The 23,695-nt window shown below is 67.5% G+C and carries 20 protein-coding genes; 8 read left to right on the forward strand and 12 right to left on the reverse strand.

From position 1 onward, the window contains the following. Nucleotides 1–158: 158 nt before the first annotated feature. Nucleotides 159–1,784, reverse strand: coding sequence for an exodeoxyribonuclease VII large subunit (xseA, locus tag ACYQR9_RS19505; protein ID WP_461227757.1), 1,626 nt, complete (start codon nt 1,782–1,784; stop codon nt 159–161). A gap of 577 nt (nt 1,785–2,361) precedes the next feature. Between xseA and purD the strand changes: the two genes are divergently transcribed. Together purD and ACYQR9_RS19515 are read left to right on the forward strand one after the other, a co-directional pair. Beyond that, nucleotides 2,362–3,645: a phosphoribosylamine--glycine ligase gene (gene purD, locus ACYQR9_RS19510; protein ID WP_461227758.1), complete on the forward strand. Its 1,284-nt coding sequence runs from the start codon at nt 2,362–2,364 to the stop codon at nt 3,643–3,645. Nucleotides 3,646–3,729: 84 nt separating this feature from the next. Beyond that, nucleotides 3,730–3,900 carry a hypothetical protein gene (locus ACYQR9_RS19515; protein WP_419953821.1) on the forward strand — a complete coding sequence of 57 codons (171 nt, stop codon included), beginning with the start codon at nt 3,730–3,732 and terminating at the stop codon, nt 3,898–3,900. A 9-nt stretch (nt 3,901–3,909) separates the two neighbouring features. On the opposite strand, the gene ACYQR9_RS19520 is transcribed toward ACYQR9_RS19515, so the two are convergent. Together ACYQR9_RS19520 and otsB are read right to left on the reverse strand one after the other, a co-directional pair. After that, nucleotides 3,910–4,920 (reverse strand): glucokinase, encoded by a 1,011-nt coding sequence (locus ACYQR9_RS19520; protein ID WP_461227759.1) that lies wholly within the window; start codon nt 4,918–4,920, stop codon nt 3,910–3,912. Nucleotides 4,921–5,046: 126 nt separating this feature from the next. Further along, a complete protein-coding gene (otsB, locus tag ACYQR9_RS19525; RefSeq protein WP_419953823.1) occupies nt 5,047–5,799 on the reverse strand; it encodes a trehalose-phosphatase in 753 nt (250 codons plus the stop codon). Between the two features lie 233 nt (nt 5,800–6,032). Here otsB and ACYQR9_RS19530 point away from each other — a divergent pair, with 233 nt between their 5' ends. Both ACYQR9_RS19530 and ACYQR9_RS19535 read left to right on the forward strand, forming a co-directional pair. Continuing rightward, nucleotides 6,033–6,527, forward strand: coding sequence for a DUF427 domain-containing protein (locus ACYQR9_RS19530; protein WP_461227760.1), 495 nt, complete (start codon nt 6,033–6,035; stop codon nt 6,525–6,527). 183 nt (nt 6,528–6,710) lie between these two features. Continuing rightward, nucleotides 6,711–7,952: a serine hydrolase domain-containing protein gene (locus tag ACYQR9_RS19535; RefSeq protein ID WP_461227761.1), complete on the forward strand. Its 1,242-nt coding sequence runs from the start codon at nt 6,711–6,713 to the stop codon at nt 7,950–7,952. Between the two features lie 118 nt (nt 7,953–8,070). Here ACYQR9_RS19535 and ACYQR9_RS19540 read toward each other — a convergent pair whose 3' ends face one another. Beyond that, nucleotides 8,071–10,140, reverse strand: a complete 2,070-nt coding sequence (locus ACYQR9_RS19540; RefSeq protein ID WP_461227762.1) for a hypothetical protein — start codon at nt 10,138–10,140, stop codon at nt 8,071–8,073. 321 nt (nt 10,141–10,461) lie between these two features. Here ACYQR9_RS19540 and ACYQR9_RS19545 point away from each other — a divergent pair, with 321 nt between their 5' ends. After that, nucleotides 10,462–10,641: a hypothetical protein gene (locus tag ACYQR9_RS19545; protein ID WP_461227763.1), complete on the forward strand. Its 180-nt coding sequence runs from the start codon at nt 10,462–10,464 to the stop codon at nt 10,639–10,641. A gap of 202 nt (nt 10,642–10,843) precedes the next feature. Here ACYQR9_RS19545 and ACYQR9_RS19550 read toward each other — a convergent pair whose 3' ends face one another. From ACYQR9_RS19550 to ACYQR9_RS19575, 6 genes are all read right to left on the reverse strand, one after another. Beyond that, entirely contained in the window at nt 10,844–11,482 is a 639-nt protein-coding gene (locus ACYQR9_RS19550; RefSeq protein WP_056433281.1) for a DUF2147 domain-containing protein, read from the reverse strand. Between the two features lie 362 nt (nt 11,483–11,844). Further along, nucleotides 11,845–12,054 (reverse strand): hypothetical protein, encoded by a 210-nt coding sequence (locus tag ACYQR9_RS19555; protein WP_056433285.1) that lies wholly within the window; start codon nt 12,052–12,054, stop codon nt 11,845–11,847. Between the two features lie 373 nt (nt 12,055–12,427). Then, complete coding sequence (locus tag ACYQR9_RS19560; RefSeq protein WP_043764525.1) at nt 12,428–12,748, reverse strand: hypothetical protein; 321 nt, start codon at nt 12,746–12,748, stop codon at nt 12,428–12,430. A gap of 24 nt (nt 12,749–12,772) precedes the next feature. Beyond that, nucleotides 12,773–15,226 carry a DNA topoisomerase (ATP-hydrolyzing) subunit B gene (gene gyrB, locus ACYQR9_RS19565; protein WP_461229846.1) on the reverse strand — a complete coding sequence of 818 codons (2,454 nt, stop codon included), beginning with the start codon at nt 15,224–15,226 and terminating at the stop codon, nt 12,773–12,775. A 238-nt stretch (nt 15,227–15,464) separates the two neighbouring features. Next, a complete protein-coding gene (locus ACYQR9_RS19570; RefSeq protein ID WP_461229847.1) occupies nt 15,465–15,689 on the reverse strand; it encodes a hypothetical protein in 225 nt (74 codons plus the stop codon). A 208-nt stretch (nt 15,690–15,897) separates the two neighbouring features. Further along, a complete protein-coding gene (locus ACYQR9_RS19575; RefSeq protein WP_207411461.1) occupies nt 15,898–16,542 on the reverse strand; it encodes an MBL fold metallo-hydrolase in 645 nt (214 codons plus the stop codon). A gap of 395 nt (nt 16,543–16,937) precedes the next feature. On the opposite strand from ACYQR9_RS19575, the gene ACYQR9_RS19580 reads away from it, so the two are divergent. Beyond that, nucleotides 16,938–18,572: an ABC1 kinase family protein gene (locus ACYQR9_RS19580; RefSeq protein WP_056433296.1), complete on the forward strand. Its 1,635-nt coding sequence runs from the start codon at nt 16,938–16,940 to the stop codon at nt 18,570–18,572. A 19-nt stretch (nt 18,573–18,591) separates the two neighbouring features. Here the strand turns inward: ACYQR9_RS19580 and ACYQR9_RS19585 are convergent, their stop codons facing one another. Continuing rightward, the gene (locus ACYQR9_RS19585) at nt 18,592–18,891 is read right to left on the reverse strand and encodes a HigA family addiction module antitoxin (protein ID WP_027173961.1); all 300 of its coding nucleotides are present in this window, start codon (nt 18,889–18,891) and stop codon (nt 18,592–18,594) included. 19 nt (nt 18,892–18,910) lie between these two features. Further along, nucleotides 18,911–19,192 carry a type II toxin-antitoxin system RelE/ParE family toxin gene (locus ACYQR9_RS19590; protein ID WP_461229848.1) on the reverse strand — a complete coding sequence of 94 codons (282 nt, stop codon included), beginning with the start codon at nt 19,190–19,192 and terminating at the stop codon, nt 18,911–18,913. Between the two features lie 244 nt (nt 19,193–19,436). Between ACYQR9_RS19590 and ACYQR9_RS19595 the strand changes: the two genes are divergently transcribed. Then, the gene (locus tag ACYQR9_RS19595; RefSeq protein ID WP_461227764.1) at nt 19,437–22,475 is read left to right on the forward strand and encodes a penicillin-binding protein 1A; all 3,039 of its coding nucleotides are present in this window, start codon (nt 19,437–19,439) and stop codon (nt 22,473–22,475) included. A gap of 40 nt (nt 22,476–22,515) precedes the next feature. Then, nucleotides 22,516–23,583 (forward strand): hypothetical protein, encoded by a 1,068-nt coding sequence (locus ACYQR9_RS19600; protein WP_461227765.1) that lies wholly within the window; start codon nt 22,516–22,518, stop codon nt 23,581–23,583. Nucleotides 23,584–23,695: the final 112 nt, after the last annotated feature.

Genomic DNA, 23,695 nt, shown 5'->3' on the forward strand with positions numbered 1-23,695 from the left:
TTGCTCCCCAGCGGCGAGACTTCAGCGGATGCCTTTAGCGGTGTTCTCGACGGCTTGCGAGCCACGGCGGGCCAAGACGCATCGCTCGCGCCAAGGTTCACGGCCATGCCATGCGTCTGCGGCAGGACTTGTTCGACAGGACCTACGGCGTGATCGGGTCATAGCTCGAACAGGGATTGCTGCGGCGGTGTTTCCACCGTTTTCCGCGACTGCCGTTTACGCTTCGGAGGCTCTGCTCCTCCCGGCGTCGGAGCATCCGAAGCCTCCGTCCGGGCGAGAAGCGTGCCGTCGGCGAATTCGAGGCTCAGGCGCTGGCCCGACATAGCCGATGCGGCGGCGCGGACCGGTGCTCCCTCCTCGTCGCGCACGAGGGCAAAGCCTCGGGCAAGAACCGCGCGGTAGCTCAATGACCCGAGGAGCGATGCGAAACTGGCGAGCCGGTCGGCGCGCCGCTCGATCAGGCGATTGGCTGCCTGTCCCAGGCGAGCGTCGAGCGCGCCGAGCCGCTCCTTTCGGCGAACGGCCTCCGAGCGAGCACGCACGAGGGTCTGCTCGCGGGCGACCACGAGGCGGCGGCCGAGATAGGCTAGGGCCTCTCCTTTGCGCGTCGCATAGTTCCGCAGGGCCGAGTGGGGACGATCGGCCACCAGGGCGAGCCGACCACGCGCCTGAGTCAGGCGCAATTCCGGCGGATGACGCCCGAGCCTGTCGAGCAGGCGGCCGAAACGAACCCGGTAATCGCGTGCATTGCTAGCGAGCGCCGGCATAAGCCGGGCCTCGGCAAGGTCGAGGCGTTGGCGTTTTGCCGACAGGAACGCATCCGCGCCCGGCATGGCGCGGAGAAGCGCGCGCAGGTCTGAACCCTCACGGTCGAGCCTGCGCTGGACGGCTTCGCGCTGACGATGACCAAGGTCGCGGATCTCGGCGATGAGATCCGCGCGCACGGGAACGGCCATCTCGGCAGCTCCGGTGGGAGTCGGCGCACGTCGGTCCGAGACGAAATCGATGAGGGTGGTATCGGTCTCGTGGCCTACCGCCGAGATCAGGGGAATGGCGCTTTCCGCGGCGGCACGGACCACGATTTCCTCATTGAACGCCCAGAGATCTTCGATCGAGCCGCCACCTCTGGCGACGATGAGCACGTCCGGCCGTGGGATGGCGCCGTTCGAGAGAAGCGCATTGAAGCCGCGGATGGCGGTCGCGATTTCCTCGGCCGCGCCCTCCCCCTGGACGCGTACGGGCCAGACGAGGACCGGCCTCGGAAAGCGGTCTTCCAGCCGGTGAAGAATGTCCCGAATGACGGCGCCGGTCGGCGAGGTCACGACCCCGACGACCCGGGGTAAGTAGGGAATCGCGCGCTTGCGCTCGGCCGCGAACAGCCCCTCCGCCGAGAGGACACGCTTGCGCTCCTCCAGCAAGGCCATCCAGGCACCGATCCCCGCCGGCTCGAGGGTCTCGACGACGATCTGGTAGGAGGACTTACCGGCGAAGGTGGTGATGCGGCCGGTGGCGACCACCTCCAAGCCTTCCTGCGGCCGTTGGCGCAGGCGGTTGAAAGTCCCCTTCCACACCACCGCGTCGATCCTGGCGGTCCCGTCCTTCAGCGAGAAATAGGCGTGGCCCGAGCCATGCTGGCCGCGATAGCCGGAAATCTCGCCGCGCAGCCGGACATGACCGAACGCGTCCTCGAGCGTTCGCTTCAGGGCCGAGGCGAGATCCCCCACCGACCATTCGGGAGCATTGGAGATCGGCGGAGACGTTAATGGAGGAGGAACGAGGGCCATGTCGCGGCGGACGCTAGGCTCGGCACGGACGCGGGTAAACCCCGGAGCGAGCAGGCAGCGTCAGAAGATCAGGGCCAGGAGTAGGATGCCCGACAGCACCGGCGCGACACCAATAGCCACGGCCCAAGGCCAAAACGCCGGAATATGGGATGGACGATTGTCATTGGCAGCCTTGACGGTGACACGACCGCTTTGAAGAAACTGCGACAAACGCACTCCCGACCCCGGCGTCGGGGCCATTGGCGGGGAAGCGGAGTGGCGACATCCTGGCATGACGATATTCAACTCGGGGACAGCCGGCATCGTTCCTCCGATTATCATCGATCATATGCGGTTGGGGAATGAATTTCGTGCGTGCCAAGCATCCTCGAAATCACGGGAATCCGCGACCGGGACCGTGGCCGGGACTTTCCATCCCCTGCTTTTCGGGGGAAACGCCATGCCGGGATGCTTAGGGGGCGGCGCTGCGAGGCCGGGACAATGCTATGGTGGAGAGCCATTCGGCGCATTGTGCAGGCTCTTGTCCATACCGGTTCGGCATCTCGCCATGCCTTCCTTGTCCTTCGAAGCGTGACTTATGAACATCCTCCTCATCGGCTCCGGCGGACGCGAACATGCGCTGGCTTATGCGATCGCCAAAAGTCCGCTTTGCACCCGCCTGTTCACGGCTCCGGGCAATCCGGGGACGGCGGAATATGGCGAGAACCGTCCCGATCTCGCTGTCGCCGATCATGAGGCGGTGAAGAAGTTCTGCGAGACCGCCGGGATCGGCCTCGTGGTGGTCGGGCCGGAAGCGCCGCTGGTTGCGGGCTTAGTCGACGATCTCCAGGCGGCCGGTATCCGTGCCTTCGGACCCACCAAGGCCGCGGCGCAGCTCGAAGGCTCGAAGGGATTCACCAAGGATCTGTGCACGGAACGCGGCATCCCCACCGCCGCCTTCGCCCGGTTCACCGATCAAGATGCCGCCCTCGCCTATCTGGCGCAATCCGGTGCGCCCATCGTGGTGAAGGCCGATGGGCTCGCCGCCGGCAAGGGCGTCGTGGTGGCGGAGACCTTGGATCAGGCGGAGAACGCTGTCCGCTCCATGCTTGGCGAACTGGGTGGTGAGATCGTCATCGAGGAGTGCCTGTTCGGCGAGGAGGCGAGCTTCTTTGCCCTCTGCGACGGGACGAACGCCGTGCCGATCGGAACGGCGCAGGACCATAAGCGCGTCTTCGACGGGGATCGCGGCCCGAATACCGGTGGCATGGGCGCCTATTCCCCGGCCACTATCCTGACGCCCGCCCTCGAACGGGAGGTGATGGAGACGATCATCGCCCCGACCCTGGCGGGAATGCGCGAGCGCGGGACGCCCTTCACCGGCATCCTCTATGCCGGCCTGATGCTGACGGCCGATGGCCCGAAGCTCATCGAGTACAACACCCGGTTCGGCGATCCCGAGGCGCAGGTGCTGATGCCCCGTCTCGCTTCCGATCTGGTGCCGGCCCTGCTCGCCGCCTGCGAGGGCGACGTCACCGGCATCGCGCTGCAGTTCGACGCTCATCGCGCGGCCCTGACCGTCGTGATGGCGGCAGCCGGCTACCCCGGCGCGGTGATGCGCGGTTCGACGATCCGGGGGATCGCCGAAGCCGGCGCCAACAACGCGGTCATCGTGTTCCAAGCCGGCACGCGGGCGGAGAATGGCCGTATCGTCGCCGATGGCGGCCGGGTGCTGGCGGTGACGGCCACCGGCGACAGCATGATGGAGGCCCAGGCCCGCGCCTATGCGGCGGTGTCGCGGATCGACTGGCCCGAGGGCTTCTGCCGCCGGGACATCGGCCGGCGGGCTGTGGCCCGCGAAGTGGCGGGGGACGGCATCTGACGAAGCCGCGCCCTTGAAATTCCGGGCGCTCGCTCATCTTGCACGGTGACGGCCGGTATCGCGCCGGCGCGGAGGAATCGACCGATGGGCTACGTCTCGAAGACCGTGATGGAAGAGGGCAAGGCTGCTAAGATCGCCGGCCAGGCGGATGCGTCCAACCCCTACCCCGCCGGATCGCAGAACAGCGCCGACTGGCTCGAAGGCTACACCTACGACGAGGCGGAGCAGAACGTCGACAACGAGTCGGACGAGTAGCCGCCCGGATCAGTCCTCGGTCCAGACCTGCCCGTGATACACGAACACTTCGGGCCGGTTGGCCAGGGCGGCGAGACCGGAAAAGGCCGGATCCTGGACGGAAATCACGCTGGTGGGGATCGCCTCCATCTGCGTGACGAAGGGCGGCTTATGCTCGAAAGACCGTCGGAAACCGCCCTCCTCCAGGATGGGCAGGATCCGCGGTGCGATGCCGCCGCCAATATAGACGCCGCCCGTAGCGAGGAAGGTCAGAGCGAGGTCGCCGCAGACTCGGCCGAGCAGCTTGGCGAACAGGGCGACGGCCTCGGCCGCATGAGGATCGCTGCCGTCGACACCTCTATTCGTGACCATGGCGGGCTCGGCATCCGCCGCCTCCTGGCCTGTGCGGGCGAGATGGATGGCCTTGTAGAGCCGAGCGAGACCGGGCCCCGAGAGCAGCGCCTCCACCGTCACCCGCCCCTCGATACGCTCCACATACCGCCAGATCTCCTCCTCGTCGGTATCAGCGGGGCCGAAATCGACGTGGCCGGCCTCGGTGGAGACGATGGCGAGACGGTCCGCGTAGGGGATGACGGCCGCTGCCCCGAACCCGGTTCCGGGGCCGAGGACGAGCCTCGTCCCCTGGTCGCCCTTCAGACCGCCATCACGATAGGGGCCGATCGGCGTCAGGTCGGTGGGGGCGATATCCACGGCGCCGGCGGCGACGGGGACGTAATCGTTGACGACCACCGCGCGCGAGAGGCCGAAATCCCGGCCGATCCGCGCGCCTTCGATGACCCAGTTCGCATTGGTGAGACGGACGGCGGGGCCATCGATCCGGGCGGCGACCGCCAGGATCGTCGAGCGCGGCGCCGGTCCGTCATACTTTTCGAGAACGGAGCTGATCGCGGCGCTCGGGTCGGGGAAGGCGTTGGTCGGGACATGGCCGACGATCTCCGCCCCGGCGCCCGCCTCCGGCACGAGTGCGAAGCGGGCATTGGTGCCGCCGATATCGCCGACGAGGACCGGGAACTCGAACATGCGTGCGGTTGTCCTTCGCGCTGGAATCCGGGATTTCACATCTCGCCCGCCCTCGATGCGGGTGCGGGGCGTCACGGTCTGGTCTGCGGCACCGGCCCCGATGCGGGATCGCGGCCGGTCGCGCCCTCAGGCGGGCGGCAGGGCGTCGGGATCGATCGGTGCGCCATCGGCCCAGGCATAGATCAGCGCGCGCACCGCATCGGGATCGGTGAGGCGCCGCGTGGCGATGGTGTCGCTGCCACCGATGCGGACGCTCACCCCACCCTCCTCGTTCACCACGGCGAAGGCCTTCTCGTCGGTGAGGTCGTCGCCCAGAAACATCGCACGGCGGCCGGCATAGGGCGGCGCCTCGGACAGGGCGCGGATGGCATGGCCCTTGGTCGCGGAGGCCGGGACGATTTCGCCGACCGCCTTGCCCAGCTGCAGCCGATAGGCGTCACCGAGATCGGCCGCGGCCGCCTTCACGGCCTCCTCCGCCTGCGCGGCGTCGGTGGGCGTGGCGAGGCGCCAATGTACCGCGACGGAGGCTCCCTTGTCCTCGATCAGCACGGATTCGAGGTCGCGCACGGCGTCCTTGAGCCCCGTGATGCGGGCGCGCAGGGCAGGATGATCCTCGGCGCGCCCTCCGGACACGACCCCGTCGACCCGCCGCTCGACCCCGTGAAGGCCCGCGACATCGAACCTGGCGGGCGAGAGAAAGTCGTCGATCACCGCGATGGGGCGGCCGGTGACGATGGCGAGCGCCCCGCCGAGCCGGTCCCGCAAGCGCAGGAGCGCTGGCGCGAGCTCCGGGGGCACCACCACCTGGTCGGGTCGCGGAGCGATCTCCACGAGGGTGCCGTCGAAATCGAGAAAGAGGGCGAAATCCGTCACAGGCATTGTCCCAGGGTGTCTGGCTCGGGATGGCCGGCTCACCGAGACGGCCGTCCATCGGAGCGGCCGAATTTCTATCATCCGCGTCGCGAGCCGGGCTAGCATGGCCCGCGCCACGCGCAAACGCCGCGTCTCGAATATCGCCTCCGCGCCGGCCGCCGTCGCGACAGCGGTCTCCCGTTCCCGGGAGGATACACACCGACAACTCACTGATGAACCTTAGAATTTGGATGATTCCGATGCACCCCACCCCCCTGCCCTTCGGCCCCGGCCAGGAAAGCGTGTGGAATTATCCGCGCCCGCCGCGGCTGGAGCGCGTGTCCCGGCGCCTGCGCGTGGTGTTCGCCGGTGCGACCGTCGCCGACACGGTGGCCGGGTACCGCGTGCTGGAGACCAGTCATCCGCCGACCTATTACCTGCCCCCCGGCGATGTGGCCGATGGCGTGCTCGGGCCGCCCATCATGGCGGGGATCTGCGAATGGAAGGGCCGCGCCGTCCTCCACGATGTCCTGGCCGGCGGCCATCGGGCGCCGGGCGCGGCCTGGTCCTACCCGGAACCCACACCGGATTTCACGGCCATTGCCGGCTTCGTCGCCTTTTATGCGGGGGCGATGGAGGCCTGTTTCATCGGTGACGTGACAGTCGAGCCGCAGCCCGGCGGCTTCTATGGCGGCTGGATCACGCCGGAGGTCGTCGGCCCGTTCAAGGGCGGACCGGGCAGCATGGGCTGGTGAGCGCCACGTCCCGCGCTTTCCATGCGTTACGCGACGGCCCTTCGATGCGTCATGCGACGGCCCTTCGGCGTTTGACCGACAGCCGGCAAATACCGGTACCCATGGCGCCGAACGATGCTCTAAAGGCCGGGCTCAGGTTCGATGAGGCGGCCGCGCGAGGGCGGTGAAGACGGAGAAGCGCGCATGCAGGACACCCCGGTTCAGGACTTGCCCGTAACCGACCCGAAGGCCCTCGGTCTCTGCCCCGAGCGGCTCGAGCGGGTCGATGGCTGGATGCGCAGGCTGGTGGAGGAGGGCAAGCTCGCCGGCCTCTCGGTGATGCTGTCGCGGCGCGGGGAGACCGCCTTCTTCCGTGCCCATGGCCTGGCCGACATCGCGCGCGGCACTCCGTTTGCCGCCGATACGATCACCCGCATCTACTCGATGACGAAGCCGCTGACCTCGGTAGCCGTGATGATGCTCTACGAGGAGGGGCGCTTCCAGCTCGACGACCCGATCACCCGCTTCCTGCCTGAATTTACCGACATGCGGGTTTTCACCGGCGGCAACCGGGTGAAGGCCGAGACCGTGCCGGCCCAGCGCCCGATCACCATCCGTGACCTCCTCACCCATACGGCGGGCTTCACCTACGGCTTCATGGAGGCGACCCTCGTCGATGCGCTCTACCGGCAGAACGGCGTCGATTTCGGCGAGAACCAGGATGCGAGCCTCGCCGAGGTGGTCGCCCGGCTGGCGCGGCAGCCCCTCCTCGCCCAGCCCGGCGCGGAATGGAACTACAGCGTCGCCACCGACCTCCTCGGCCATCTCGTCGCGGTGGTCTCGGGACAGGATTTCGGCGATTTCCTGAAGACGAGGGTGATCGACCCGCTCGGCATGGTCGATACGGATTTCCACGTGCCCGCCGGCAAGGTCTCCCGGCTGGCGGCCAATTACAGCCTGTTCCGCGACCGCAGCCTCAAGCTCTACGACGACGCGGTGGGAAGCCGCTTCACCACCAAGCCCGCGATCGCCTCCGGCGGGGGCGGCCTCGTCTCGACCGCGTCGGATTACATGCGCTTCTGCCGCTTCATTCTCGGGCGCGGCGCCCTCGACGGCGTGCGGCTCCTGGGCCGCAAGACGGTGGAGCTGATGCTGATGAACCATCTCGGCGGCGACCTCGCCTCGATGGGCCAGCCGCGCTTCTCGGAATCGTCCTATACGGGGATCGGCTTCGGGCTCGGCTTCTCGGTCATGCTCGACCCGGCGCGGGCGCAGATCGTCGGCACCCCCGGCGAGGTCGCCTGGGGCGGCTTGGCCAGCACCTCGTTCTGGATCGACCCGGCGGAGGATCTCGCCGTGGTGATGCTGGCCCAGCTCATCCCCTCCTCGGCCCTGCCGATCAGACGGGAATTGCGGGTGCTGACCTACGCCGCGCTGGTGGAGTGACGGGGCTTTAAACGATGCGTCGCCCCGGACCTGAGATCCGGGGCAGCACGAGCCGGTATCGACCGGCGTGACGAAAGACCCATCTCGGCCGCCCCGGTGTCGAGGTCGCGCAGAGAGGTCAGCGGCAGAGGCTTTGCCGCGCGAGGCAGGGCAGCAGGCTGTCTTCGGGGAAGGGCAGCGCCACCTCCCCTGTCTTGGATTCGAGCCTGGAGATCGCCCATTCGCCCTTCGCATCGGCGACCGGCTCGATGAGCCAGCGCAGGGCGCGGACCTGGTCGCGTCCTCTCTCGGCCGGGAGCCGCGCCTCGACATATTGCTTGGACCACCACAACATGCCGGAGGTGGGGAAGGTGACCGTGACCTTCTGCCTGGCCGCTTCGCAGACGAGCTGACGGACCCGGAAGCTGTTGCCCGCTGCGGCCTTCGGCCTGATCGTGGCGTCCAGCAGGCCGGAGCCGCCGCCGGATGCCTTGAGGGCTTCCTGGCACCGGAGCTCGTCGCGCCGGGCGGCCAAGGCGCGGCTTCCTTCCTGGCAGGCCTGGACGAGAAGCCTGAGACTCTCATGCAACGGAATCGTGCCGCGCCCGCATTGCAGGATGGGCGACGCCGTGACGTCCGACACAGGATCGGCGGCGGCGAAGGCCCGATCGACTTCGCCCGTCGCAATGCGGACGGCCTCGGCCCGGACCTCGGCGACCTTGCCGTTGAACTCCGTGACGAGGGCCGCCGGCGGATAGATCCCGCGCACATCGCCCGTGCCCATCAGGAACCAGTTATTGGCTTCCAGCCCTGCGAACGTCTTCGGCGCAGCCTCGATCTGCCCGACCTGCTCCTGGAAGACCTGCCGGACGCTTCTCGCCACGTAGTCTTCCGCCATTCCGGTGCAGGTCTTGTGGAGGCGCGACAGGGCCTCGTTGCCCCATTGCGTGCCGACGAGCCGGTCGCATTGCGAGCGAGCCTCGTTGAGGGGGAGGCTCTTGAGGCTGTCGCCGCCGAACACCTCCTGAAGCTCCCGAGCGGCGGCCTGCTCCATCTCGGTGCGACGGGTTTCGAGCGGGGCTCCGAGGAAGCGGTCAAGGGCCATTCGCGACACGTCGTTTCGGCGGAGTTCGTCCCTGCTGAGCTGCAACCCGTTCGTGTCACGGAACGACGTCAGGGTCAGGGGAAGGGCGAGGAGGCGCTTCCGCTCCTCGCGCAGCCAGAGGGCGGCCTTCCGGCGCTTCTCGATGTCGGGATAGGATTGAGACAGCAACCGCCCGATGGTCCTGCCGTCCTTGCAGGACTGGGCTTTCTGGAGAAGGTCCTCCGTGAAGGCACGGTCCCAGTATTCGACCGGTAGACCGACCGCCAATTCGAGCCGCTCGACGTCGATAGAGCCGAACGTCGCCATTCGCTCGCACAAGGTATCCCCCGGGAGGGCCTCGAGCGGTTGCCCGCTCGCCGCGAGGCGGTCGGCGACGATGCGCAGGAAGTCCAGGGCAGCCTGGCGGGCTGCCCCGTTTCGGTCGAGCGACCCCTCGGGCGCCAGCGTGAGGCTCGTCACCGCACGCATTTCCCCGACGGCCCGATCACGGGCGTCCGACGGTTCGACGGGAAGTTCCGCGAGCCGCTTGCGCTCGGCGTCGTAGAAGCGCTTCCAGAAGGTCGGCGCCGCCTCGGCATAGCGCTGGCGATAGGCTTGCTGGTCCAGATCCGGCAGCAGGTCGATCGGCGGGAGTTTCTGCTGTTCCTCGGCGACGGTCCGCACCGTTTCGACGGAGGGACTGGTCTCGCCAAGCAGACCGAAGAGGCGATCCATGCGAGCCTTCGCGCTCTCGCTCCGGGAGAGCGTGAACGGCTCGCAATCGGATTGCGGCTTGCCCTGGCCGGTGAGCCACCGCCCCTGGAGGCTGTCGCCGTTCTGCCCGAATCGCACCGCGATCCAAGGGCGACCGCGTCGATCGACGAGGAGAAGACCACCATCCGTATCCTGAGCGACCAACTCCAGCTTTTGGAAGGAAGACGCCGTCGTCTTGCGAAAGAAGACGTCGAATGACGACCCTTCCTGTCGGAATTCCCAGTCGTCCAGCGTCAACGCGCCGTTGCAAACATGGCTGCCATTGTAGAAGCCGGAATCGATTGCCTTGGCCTCCCCGGATAGTGCTCCGAAAATCGCAAGGATGACAAGGGATTTCAAGCTGAAATTCATGGACTGACTTGGATCTCCGCAATGCCGATCCATCGATCGACCCCTCTACAAAGGTCGACCGATGTCTTGGACAAGCAAAGTCTATGTCGAGCCTGCGGCGCACTCAACGTTTGGCCGAATATGGCCCCGACCGATGGAAACAGACCGGCTCCGGGCGGTCGTTCCCGACCGGACGTGGCGCAGACGCGCAGCGTCGGGTGTCCCTCATACAAGGAAGCCGGGCACGCGCACCGTCGGGCGCTCGTGGGTGGCTTCGTTGTCGAGGGTCTTGGGGATCGGTCGAGGGTCTTGGGGATCGAATGTCGGAGGTGCGGCTCCGGTGTGGCTGCAGCCGCTCGGGCCTGTCGGAACCGCTACGCCGAGCGCCGAGTGATCCCGGTCGCCTCCTTCGCCGCGCGCCCGGTCCGGGGAACGTCCCCGGACGGCTCGAAGACGATCAGGGGTGGCAGCTTCGCGATGATGCCGGCGGGCAGCGGCTCCCCGGCCAAGCGAGGGGCTTGATCCCAGGACGGGTCTCGATCCGAGGATAGGTCTTGTCGTGCAACCGGACTTCCGACGCCCGCTACCGTGCGAACTCCCTGATCGTCAGGAGTTCGCACGGTAGCGGCACGATCCGGCCGTGCAGGACGTCATCGAGCGGATACGAGCGGCCGTCGATCATTCCAACGACCCTCGGCCGGATCGAACGGTTCCGGCCGTCGTCTTACTCGGCCGGCTTGGCTGCCGGCTTCGGTGCCGTGGCGGCCGGTTTGGCGGAGGATGCGGCAGGCGTGCCGGCTCCCCCGGCCGGTGCGGCCTTCGGCGCCCATTCCGGATCGGAGCGGGGGCCGCCCGGGCCGTTGGTCGGGCCGGTGATCTGGCCCGGTGCCGTGTCCGTCACCTTGGTCCAGGCCTGCGACATGCACATGAAGCGCAGCATGCAGCCGCGCACGGTGAGCTCGCCGGGCTTCTCGCTCCAGATCGTCACATCGTAGAACGACCCGTCCTCGGCGTTGTAGATCTTGCCCTCGTAATGGTTCTCGGCGTTCGGCTTGATGCCCATGATGAGCTGGTGGCCGAGGGAGGGGCGGGCCTGCTTCTTCGGGTCGGGATTCTTGAAATCGACCCGGGGCTGGCCCTTGTCGTTCAGCGGCACTTTCAGCCAGACGACGTAGCCGCAGACGTGATCGTTCTTGGCGCCGCATTTCTCGATGCGGACACGGGCTCGCCCGTCCTCGGTGAGCCAGGTTCCGCTCGGGTCGTTGGGGGCGGCCACGGCGAAGCCCGATATCGCGCTGAGCGCGAGGCCGGCCATCGGGGCCAAGAGGCGCCCGGCCATTGCCGAAATGGGTCGATACGTCATCCAGAAAAAATCCTTAACCCGCCCCGAAACGCAACCGCCCGTCCCTGTGCCGCCCATCCATACGGACCGCGTGACACAGGACGCGATGGCAGGAGCCGCCCATCGTCTGAAGGTCCCCGCTTCGGACGCGAAGGTGACCGGATCATGACCGGCTCGCGGCGTCCTAACGGAATTCGGGACGCGTGCGAGAGAATTCTTCGTGAGGTTCGGGAAGAGACGCCACCGTATTCGACACATGAGAAAGGGCCGGTGCTTCCGCACCGGCCCCGATCTCGCCCTTCGTGATGAAACCGACCTTGTGCCGAGCCTCTCTAAGCTTGACCGATCGGTCTTGCCTGACGGGTCCGGCGGGCGGCTGGAGCTTACTCGGCGGCGGTCATGCCGGAGGTGAAGTGACCGCACCAATCCTTCGAGGCCACCACCGGCCACAGGCCGGGCGACTTCGGCTCGGGCTGGCTCACCGGCGGGTTGTAGCGGCAGAGGCCCTGATCGGCGGCAGCCTGGCCGCCATTGATCTTGTGGTCGTCGAAGAAGCGGCAGGCCTCGCAAGCTGCGCTGGTGATCTGTGCCATGGGTCTCTCCAATATGTCCGGGCCGGCTCGGGACGCCCCCGATGCGCCTGCCCCTCAGTTGCTAATTAGAATAAGTCCAATCTGGCGTCAATGGTTCCTCGGACGACGGAAGGTTCGTTGCCGAGCACTGCGTCGGTGGAAGCGCCTGTGACGGCCGACGTGATTCAGCGGCCGCGCGGCGGAGCCGAGGCTCGGGAAGTGGAGCCGGTGCAGACGCTTACGCTATCGGCTGATCGGGAAGACGGGTCCTGCCAGCCGCCATCGCGCCCGGAGCGCGGGCTTCTTCGGCGGTGGTCGCTCGCAAGAGATGGGACATCCTGTCGCCTGCCTCGCGCCGGCGATGGAGAACTCGGCCGGGCCGGAGGACTGGCCCTCAGGCGATGCCCGGAGTGTCGTCGTCCTCGTCGATCAGGCTCAGCGTGCGGAGGATCGCGAGGGCGACCATCTCGGCATCCACTTCGCCCTCGGCCGTGGCCGGCAGGATCGCCACGGTGCTGACTTCCTGCCCGGAGAGACGCCCGACGACGACCTTGTAGACCTCCCCGCCGGGCGCGTCGTCGTCGCGGACGAGGCAGACGCGGTGATCGCCGGCCTCCCCGTAGACGCGCTGCGTCGTGACCTCGACCCGGTCGTCGTCACTGACGGGCTCAGGCCGACGCGGCTGACCGAAGGTCGGACGGATGATGTTGCTCATATCGACCCTCCCGGTCGCGTTGGCTCAGACGTCGAGATTGGCGACGCTGAGGGCGTTCTCCTGGATGAACTCCCGGCGCGGCTCCACCACGTCGCCCATCAGCTTCACGAACAGGTCGTCGGCATCCTGCGTGTCCTTGATCCGAACCTGGAGCAGCGAGCGCACCTCGCTGTCGAGGGTGGTCTCCCACAGCTGCTGCGGGTTCATCTCGCCGAGCCCCTTGTAGCGCTGGAGCTGCAGGCCCTTGCGGCCGAAGGCCATCACCGCCTCGAACAGGCCGACGGGGCCGTGCAGCACGGTCTCCTCGCCCTTGCGGGCATAGGTCACCGGCTCGCCATAGATCTCGCGCAGGGCCTCGGCCCGGTCGGACAGGCGGCGTGCCTCCTGCGAGGCGATGAGCGAGGCGTCGAGGGTCACGACCTGGCGCACCCCGCGCAGGGTCCGGCTGAGGATGTAGCCGCCTTCGCTGACGGAGCCTTCCCAGCCCTGCTCGATATCGTCGGCGATGACGTCCATGCGCCGGGCGATCTCGGTGGCGCGCTTCGCCGCCTCGTCGGGGTTCTCGTCCACGTTGGTGCGGAAGGCCCCGGCGATCATCGCCTGTTCCACCGTGGCGCGGTCGTAGCGCGTGTGGAGCGCCTGCATCAGGCCGCGGAACTGACGCGCCTCCTCCACCAGGGCCTTCAATTGCGGCCCGCCGAACTCGGCGCCCGATGCGAGCCGGAGCACCGCCCCGTCGACGCCGGCATCGATCAGGTAATCCTCCAGCGCCCGCTCGTCCTTGAGGTAGATCGCGGTCTTGCCCTTGGCGGCCTTATAGAGCGGCGGCTGGGCGATGTAGACGTAGCCGCGCTCGATCAGCTCCGGCATCTGCCGGAAGAAGAAGGTCAGCAGCAGGGTGCGGATGTGCGAGCCGTCCACGTCCGCATCGGTCATGATGATGATGCGGTGATAGCGCAGCTTGTCGGGGTTGAAGCCCTCGCGGTCGGTGGAGGAGCGGCCGATGCCGGCGCCGAGCGCCGTGATCAACGTGCCGATCTCGGCCGAGGACAGCATCCGGTCCGCCCGCACGCGCTCGACGTTCAGGATCTTGCCGCGCAGGGGGAGCACGGCCTGGAAGTGGCGGTCGCGGCCCTGCTTGGCCGAGCCGCCGGCGGAATCGCCCTCCACCAGCAGGATCTCGCATTTCGACGGGTCGCGCTCCTGGCAATCGGCGAGCTTGCCGGGCAGCGAGGCGATGTCGAGCACGCCCTTGCGGGTCACGGTCTCGCGGGCCTTGCGCGCGGCCTCGCGGGCGGAGGCCGCCAGGATGACCTTGCCCATCACGGATTTCGCCTGGGCCGGGTTCTCCTCGAGCCAGTTGGAGAGGCCCTCGTTGAGGACGTTCTCCACGGCCGGGCGCACTTCCGACGAGACCAGCTTGTCCTTGGTCTGCGACGAGAATTTCGGGTCGGGCACCTGCACCGAGATGACCGCCGTCAGGCCCTCGCGGCAATCCTCGCCGGTGAGGGTGATTTTCTCGCGTTTGGTGATGCCGGTGGATTCGGCATAGCCGGTGATCTGCCGGGTCATGGCGGCGCGGAAGCCCGCCATATGGGTGCCGCCGTCACGCTGCGGGATGTTGTTGGTGAAGGGCAGCACGGTCTCGTTGAACGAGTCGTTCCACCACAGCGCGACCTCGACGCGGATGTTGTCGCGCTCGGCCCGCACGAAGACCGGCTTCGTCATGCCCTCGATCGGTTTGCGCGAGCGGTCGAGATAGCGCACGAAGGCCTCGATCCCGCCCTCGTAGAACAGCTCCTCGCGCTTGTGCTCGGCATGGCGCGCGTCGGTGAGGACGATGCGCACGCCGGAATTGAGGAAGGCGAGTTCGCGCAGGCGCTTTTCCAGCGTCGCGTAGTCGAACTCGATCATCGTGAACGTGTCGGTGGAGGGCAGGAACGACACTTCCGTGCCGCGCCGTCCGTTGCCGTCGCCCACGACCACCAGCGGCGACACCGCGTCGCCGTGGCGGAACTCCATCGCGTGCTCCTTGCCGTTGCGCCAGATGCGCAGGCGGAGCCATTGCGAGAGGGCGTTGACGACGGAGACGCCGACGCCGTGCAGGCCGCCGGAGACCTTGTAGGAATTCTGGTCGAACTTTCCGCCGGCATGGAGCTGGGTCATGATGACCTCGGCGGCCGAGACCCCCTCCTCCTTGTGGATGTCGGTGGGGATGCCGCGGCCGTTATCGGACACCGTCACCGAGCCGTCGGCATTGAGGGTACAGGTGACGATGTCGGCATGGCCCGCCAGCGCCTCGTCGATGGCGTTGTCCACCACCTCGTAGACCATGTGATGCAGGCCCGACCCGTCATCGGTGTCGCCGATATACATGCCGGGCCGCTTGCGCACGGCATCCAGCCCCTTGAGCACGCGGATGGATTCCGCCCCATAGGCCGTAGCCGCCAGGTTGCGGGAGGTGTCGTCGTCGGTCATGTCGGACATCAAGTTCCCCAGGCAGGCGGGTCTTTGCTTGATTTTCGTGCCCCGGCTCGGTCCCCGGGTACGCCTGCGATTCGTTCAGTGGGCTATATATAAGCGGTGCGTCTTGAAAATGCACCGCTCCAGCCCAGTTGTGGCGAACCGAGCCGATGGGGCGGTGGAAGACGTCCGAGCGTCAGGCAGGAGGCGAGAAAGGCAGGCCGTTTCGGAGCCCGAACGAGCCGAATTCACCTCAAGGCCCGAGCACCTTTATGAAAGCCGCACCCGCGCCGAAGAACGCAGCGCCGGCAGCCATACCCGAAAGGGCGATCTGCCACGGGGCGAGCATCCGATCTCGCGCCAGCTTCGATGCTTCAGCGGCAAGCTTGCTCTGCTCGGCAGCGAATTTGCTCTGCTCGGCGATCAGTTTGTGCTGCTCGGCGACAAACTTGCGGGTCTCTTCCTGAGCTCGCTCGATTCGGGCGCGCTACTCCTCGAGATCAAACGGCACGGTGTCCGACATCGATCATGGTCCTCGAACGTGCAGGCGATCCATGATCGTCCGCCGCTAGGATATGAGGTGGCGCCGCGGGGAGTGGCAAGAGACAAGAGCCGACAGTCTCTCGCCGCCCCACAGCGTAGTCACGACGGGGCCAGGCGATGACGCTCTCACCCATCTCCGAAGTTCACTCCTGCAGGAACGGATTGGTCATCCGCTCCTCGCCCAGCGTGCTCGTGGGGCCGTGGCCGGGAATGAAGGCGATGTCGTCGCCCAGCGGCAGGACCTTGTCCTTGATGGCGCGGATGAGCTGGTCGTGGTTGCCGCCGGGCAGGTCGGTGCGGCCGACCGAGCCCTTGAACACCACGTCTCCCACCAGGGCGAAGCGCGCGTCGCGGCTGACGAAGACCACGCTGCCGGGCGAATGGCCTGGCGCGTGCACGATGTCGAAGCCGAGCTCGCCCACGCTCACCGCGTCGCCCTCGGCGAGCCAGCGGTCCGGAATCACGGCGCGCGCACCGTCGATCCCGTAATTGGCTCCGGTCTCGGGCAGGGAATCGAGCAGATAGCGGTCGGCCTCGTGCGGGCCCTCGATCGGAACGCCGAGCCGCTCGCGCAGCTCGTCCGCGCCGCCGGCATGGTCGATATGGCCATGGGTGAGCAGGATCTTCTCGATGGTGATGCCCTGGTCGCGGATCGCGGCTTCGATCCGGTCGAGATCGCCACCGGGATCGACGACCGCGCCGATCTTGGTCTCGTCGGACCAGATCAGGGTGCAATTCTGCTGGAAGGGCGTCACCGGAATGATACCTGCGCGGGGCGTGCCTGCCATCGGGACCGTGTCTCCGTTTCCGTGGAACTGCGTGTCTGAGGAGGCGCCCGTCCCCGCCGCGCGTTCGTTCGCGATCGGTGGGGCGCCCGTGTCCGGTCCGCGTGTTTAGCTCATTTTCACGCGGAGGGGATGCCTCGCGGCGGCGATGTGCGATTCCAGGGTCGCATGGGCTGAAAAGGCGTCTGGCGCCGGGCGTGTGGCGGCGCTAATCCCGTCGGAGGCTGCCGTCCCGGTCGAGGCTGCCGTCCTGGCAAATGCGGCGGCGCTGCCAAATTTCGGCCTCGCCGGCACCCTAGACGGAGCCGCGCCGCAGATCGGCACGATCCGAACAGGCGGGCCGGCCTGACTTTTCAACGCGGCCACCTTCACGCCAGACGGGGCAGTCCCTTGCGCACATGCTGAAAACCGCCTTCGTCGCCGCTCGCGACAGGCAGCGCCTGAGCGAGATCGCCGCTGTCCTGATCGGATTCGGTGTCACCAAGGTCGTGGAGCGCCTCGGCCTCGGCCATCTGGCGCGGTTCGCCAAGCGCCGCCGGCCCCACGTGGACGTGGCCCGCCTGTCCCAGCCGCAGCGCGTGCGCCGCGCGATCGAGGCCCTGGGGCCGACCTTCATCAAGCTCGGCCAGATCCTCGCGAGCCGGCCGGACCTGCTGACGCCGGAATGGACGGAGGAGCTGGAGAAGCTCCACAGCCAGGTCCGGCCAATCGCCTGGGACAAGATCCGGCCGCAGCTGGAGGCCGATCTCGGGGCGCCCCCCTCGGAGATCTTCGCCGAGTTCGACACGGTGCCGTTGGCCGCGGCCTCCATCGCCCAGGTCTACCGCGCCCGTCTGATGTCGGGCGAGGAGGTGGTGGTGAAGGTCCTGCGCCCCGGCCTGCGCAAGATCATCGAGGCGGATCTGCGTCTCCTCGCCCATGCCACCCGCATCGTGGTCGACGAGTGGCCGGAATTCGGGCGCTACCAGCCCCAGGAGCAGATGCGCCACCTCGCCGCCGGTCTCTACGGCGAGCTCGACCTCGTCAACGAGGCGCGCAACTGCGAGACCATCGCGGCGATCTTCGCCGACCGGGACGACATCGTCATCCCCAAGATCCACTGGGAGTTCACCTCCGAGCGCGTTCTCGTCCAGGAATTCATCCACGGCATCCCGCCCAACGACCATCCCCGCCTCGACGCGGCCGGGATCGACAAGGTCAAGGTCGCCCAGAAGGGCACCGACGCCTTCCTCAACATGGCGCTGATCGAGGGCGTGTTCCACGCCGATCCGCATCCCGGCAACATGCTGGTGATGCCCGGCAACCGCATCGGCTTCATCGATTTCGGCATCATCGGCCGCCTCTCCGAGCGTCGCCGCACCCAGCTTCTCATGCTGATCGGCGCCATGCTGAAGGAGGATTCCGATGGGCTGATGGCCGTCCTCCTCGACTGGACCGGATCGAGCAATCCCGATCTCACCAAGCTCGAGACCTCGTCCCAGGCCTTCATCAACCGCCATGCCGGCTCGGTGCTGAACTTCGGTGACCTCCTCACCGATTTCATGACCATGGCCCGCGAGAACGACCTCGCCATGCCCACCGACCTCGCCATCCTGTTCAAGGGATTGGTGACCGCCGATGGCGTGATGCGCCATCTCGACCCGAAATTCGACCTCTTCACCGCCGCCGGCCCGACGGTGAAGAGCAAGCTCGCCTCGCAGTTCTCGATCAAGGGCATCAGCCGCAAGGTCGAGGCGGTGGGAGCGGGCCTGTTCGGAGCGGCCTCCGAACTGCCCACCCTCATTCACCTCATGCTGGTGCGCCTGAAACAGGGCCGCGTCACCGTCGAGATCGAGCTGAAGGGCATCGAGAAGCTCACCCGCGGCATCGAGCGCGCCGCCGCCCGCATCGCCGTGGCGCTCATCGTGGCGGCCTTCGCGACGCAGCTCGCCCCCCGCTTCATGGATCTCGGCACACCGGCCTTCATCACGGTGGGCGCGATGGTCTGCGTGATCGGAATCGGCTGGCTCGTGCTGCTGGGGCGGAACAAGTAGGCGGAGCTACGGCTCCCCTTTATGGCACCGGAACGGTCTGGGGTTCGCACGACCGGATGGCGGAATAGTCCATCGTCGCGCGTGCCTTGGACAGATCATGCGCGTTCTGGAGGTTGAGCCAGAACTGGGGAGATGTGCCGAAGCGGACACCGAGCCGGATCGCCGTGTCGGCACTCACGCCACGCCGTTCGCGGATGATCTCGGACAGGCGGTTGGGGGGAACACCGATCTCGGCTGCGACCTGCCGGGCGGAAAGCCCGAGTGGGGCGAGGTATTCTTCGGCCAGAACTTCACCCGGATGCGTGCGAATGCGAGACATGTCCGATCTCCTTCGTATCTCAATGGTAATCGACGATTTCTACCTGCTCCGGCCCTTGTACTGTCCATCGGAAGCAAAGACGCCACTGATCGTTGATGCGGATGCTGTACTGCCCCGCACGGTTACCCTTGAGGAGCTCCAGGCGGTTCCCGGGGGGAGAGCGTAGGTCGTCGAGAGTCGTTGCGGCATCGAGAATATCGAGCTTGCGTTTGGCCGCAGCCTCGAAAGCACGCCAGGGCCTGTAGCTCGCTCCATCCTCGAAAAAGGCTTCGACGCGTTTGTCTGCAAAGCTCTGAATCATGCGCGCACTACGTGATACGTGACATGTATCATCCTCGATGCTGTCGAACAAGGCATGGCTACAAAATTCCGTTCGGTCCCGCCTTCCACAGCCGAGCAGTACCTTGGTCTCGGCGAGGCTTGATGACGGGCGTCTCCTTAAATCAGCCGCCTTGTGCATCCCATCTTGGGCCGTGTGCGTTGCGGCTGCCGATCCTGTCGTCCGTGCCCTGTGACGCGTCCTGGATTTCGGTGCCCGCTCCTCGATGAACATCATCCTGATCAAGCTGTTCGCGACGGCGCTGACGCTCAGTCAGGTGACGACGCGGCCGGATGCCGTGAAGACGCAGTTCGATCCGGTGGCCGACAAGGGCCAAGTGGTGCAGATCCTGCGCGACGGCTGCGCGCATATGCGGAAAGCCTTCGACATCGAGGACATCAACCTCGACGAGTTGATCTCCACCGCCATGGAGGACCCCTCGGCCATCGCCGGTGCCTCCGCGCCGAAGCTCCTGCACGGGCTCGATATCGGCGAGCTCAACACGAGCTACCGGCAGTTCTGCAAGGGCGAGAACCCGGCGAATTCGCCCTTCGACGCGGGTGAAGTGATCGCCTTCTACAACAAGGCCGTGGCCGACCTGCCCTCGGCCCAGGACCTGAAGGACCGCAAGCTGCCCGGCGCGAGCCTGATCCTCGATGGGGCCGGCAAGCGCTACGCCGAGGCGTTCGAGGCCAATGGACGCCGTCTCAGCGTGCCGATCTCCGACGTGCCGGTGATGGTGCAAAAGGCGTTCGTGGCGGCCGAGGACAAGCGCTTCGAGACCCACAAGGGCATCGACGAGCGCGGCGTCATCCGGGCCTTCATCGGCAATCTCGCCTCGCCGGGCCGGCCGGCCGGCGGCTCCACCATCACCCAGCAGGTGGTCAAGAACCTGTCGGTGGGCGACGACGTCACCTATGAGCGCAAGATCCGCGAGATGATCGTGGCCTCCCGCCTGGAGCGGATCCTCGGCAAACCGCAGATCCTCGAACTCTACCTCAACGGGATCTATCTCGGCCGCGGCTCCTACGGGATCGAGATGGCCGCGCGGAGCTATTTCGGGAAATCCGTGGGGCAGCTCACCGTGCCGGAGGCGGCGCTGTTGGGCGGCATGCCGAAGGGGCCGAACTTCTACAATCCGGACAAGTATCCCGACCGCGCCAAGGAGCGCCGCGCCTATGTGCTGGCGCGGATGAAGGACGAGGGCGTCATCACCGAGGCGCAGCTGACCGAGGCGGCCAACGCCCCCCTCGGGTTGAAGCCGATCGAGACCACGCGGCGGGATTCGGGGTTCTACTTCGTCGATCACCTCACCCGCGAGGCGCGCACCTTCGCGGGCATCGACTCGCTCACCTCAGCCTCCCACGTGGTCCGCTCGACCATCAATGCCGGCCTCCAGACCGCCGTGGAATCCGCCCTGCAGGACGGGCTCGCCACTTACGAGCGCGCCACCGGGCGCCAGCGCTACGAGGGGCCGGAATTCAACCTCGCCGACAGCATCGCCAAGCTCGGCGGGGCGACGCCCGCCGTGGAGGGATCGGTCCAGTCGGTGCCGCTCGTCGTCGGCGGCGAGGCGAAGCCCAGATCGGCCGCGGACAAGCCCGCTGCCGCGAAGTCCGCACCGGCGGCCACCGGGCCGAAGCCGGCGGCGCAGAAACCCGTCTGGCAGCGCGCCCTGGAGAGCGCGCGGCCGGTGCTCTACGACGTGCATTGGCCGCTCGCCGTGGTGCTCGAATCCGGGCGCGGACCGGTGAAGGCGGGGCTCGCCGACGGGCGCATCGTCAGCCTCGATCCCGGCATCGCCAAGGGCCGACTACAGACCTACGACGTGGTGCGGGTGAAGCTGCGCGACCCGAAGGCTAAGGCTCTCCGCGCGGAGCTGCGCGTGCGCCCCTCCGTCCAGGGCGCGGCCCTGGTGCTGGAGAACCGCACCGGGCGCATCCTCGCCATGGACGGGGGCTTCTCCTACCCGCTGAGCCAGCTCAACCGGGTGACGCAGACCGTGCGCCAGCCCGGCTCGACCCTGAAGCCGCTGACCTATCTCGCCGCGCTCAACGCCGGCCTGCAGCCCAATACCCTGGTGATGGATGCCAGCGTGACCCTGCCGCCCATCGGCGGTGTCGGCCAATCCTGGAGCCCGAAGAACTACGATGGCGGCGGGTCGGGCGCGACGACCCTTCGGCGCGGGCTCGAATTCTCGAAGAACCTCGTCACCGCGCGCCTGCTCCAGGGCGGCATCGCCGATACGCCGCCGGCGAGCCTCACCCGCGTCTGCGACCTCGCGCTCGAAGCGCAGCTCTATGCCGAATGCGAGCGCTACTATCCGTTCGTCCTCGGCTCGCAGCCGGTCCGCATGGTCGATCTCGCTGCCTTCTACGCGGCCGTGGCCAACGAGGGCGCGCGGCCGGCGCCCTACGCGCTGGAGGCGGTGGAGCGCGACGGCACGGTTCTGTACAAGCGCGAGCCGAAGGAGCCGGTGCGGATCGGTTCGGCCGACAGGGTGGCCTTCTATCAGCTGAAGACCATGCTGCAGGGTGTCACCAACCACGGCACGGCGGCGGCCCTCGCCCGCTTCTCCGGCTCCATTGCCGGCAAGACCGGCACGTCCGAGAACGAGAACGACGCCTGGTTCGCCGGTTTCACCAACGAGATCACCATCGTGGTCTGGGTCGGCTACGACAATGCCGACGGCACCCGCCGGACCCTGGGGCGCGGCCAGACCGGCGGGCATCTCGCGGTGCCGATCGCCGGCACCATCCTGCAGGCCGCCTGGGCCAACGGCGTGGCGCGCACTCCCCTCGCCCCGCCCTCCCCGGAGGCGAAACGTGACCTCGCCGACCTGCCCATCGACGCCCGCAGCGGTGAGCGTGTCGCGGGTGGCGGCTTCCTCGAGCATTTCCGGCTGAGCAACGGTCGCGTGGCCGACACGCAATACCAGTTGCTGCCGCGCGAGGTGCAGACCGCCATGCGGCCGGATTCCGAGGACGGCGACACTGGCGGCCTCGACGACGGCGCCGACGTGGTGGGCGACCTGTACGGCAACCTCACCACCCGGCGCGGGGCCGAGCCGGACCCCCTCGACCCCTTCGGTGAGAGGCCGGCGCAGCCGCGCGGCCGCCGGGCGCAGGGGGATGGCTATGGCTACGAGGGGTCGCGGAGCCCGGCATGGCCCGGCACCCAACGCTCGCCCTTCGGCGAGGACGAGCCGCCCCGCGCTCGCCGCCGCGATCCCGACTACCTGTTCGGCGACGACCCGCGCTACTGAAGGCGCGGATCCCCCCTTCATCAGCAATCGAGGCCCCGACGTGAAGACGCAGCTTCCGGCGACACGTGTCCTTGTCCAGATTCTCAGCTTCCTGCCCGTCCTGGCACTCGGCCTCCCCGCCTCCGCGCAGGAAGGGATGAAGGCCCAGGTCCCCGCCGACCGGATCAAGGAGGTTCCCGCCATCGAGCCGTCGGGCCTTGCCGCCCTCAAGCCCGGCACGATCCTGTTCACCGACCACCGGGACAATCCGGCCAACCCCGAGAGCGGCCTGACGCCCTATCTCGAATGGCGAAAGCTGCGCCCGGCCGAGCAGGCGGCCCTGGCGCCCTACCCCGCCTATGCCGAGCCCGACTACACCGTGACGCTCAACGGCGTCTCGAAGCAGCGGCACGAGACCCTGAAGGTCTATGTGGCGCAGGGGCGGTTCGTGGTGGCCAAGCCCGCGGACTCCATCGACCTGTCGGCCTTCGCCAATCTCGGCTTCGTGTCCAAGATGGACCCCGTCATCAAGCACAAGACGCTGAGCCCCGCCGAGGTGACGCCCACCAAGGACCCGGCCGCCGCCTTCGCCCGCCGCCCGGACCGGGCCTGGTGCGAGGGCGCCGCCGCCTGCATCGAATCCCGCTACGACCTCGAGGGCAAGCTGCCCCTGGGCGTGAAGCTCGCCAACAAGCTGGAGGACGGTGCCTCGAAGAAGGTGGCCGAGTTCGTCTCGTTCCAGAGCGAGCTGCGGACCCTGCCGGCGGCCGAAGCGGCTTCGCTCGCGGCGCTCACGCGGGTCGACACGCCGGTGGCGGGCGGTCTCGAACAGACGATCTTCTGGGTCAACCAGATCCTGCGCTTCGGCAAGTTCCTCGCCGTGTTCCAGCCGATGCCGAACGACCCCGGCAAGACGGTGGTGACGACCTATATGGCGCTGGCGATCAAGGCCGATGTCCTCGACCGCAAGCAGGAATATGCCCGCGTGCCGGTTCTGAAGAACCTGCTTCCGGCCCAGGTGCTGATGGGCAATTCGTCCTTCAACACCGGCACGTCGATCAGTGCCGGCCTGCCGACCTACGCCCGCAACCGCATGATCGCCTTCGCGGACGCCCTGGCCAAGAACTGAGTGGCGAGTGTCGGAGCCTGTTCGATTGGATTTTTCGACGGATTTCCATTCCAGGATCGATCATCCAATCAGACCTCCTCCTCTTGATGTGCCCGCATCAGCGGGCCTCGAA

Source organism: Methylobacterium sp. CM6241 (genome assembly GCF_054817845.1).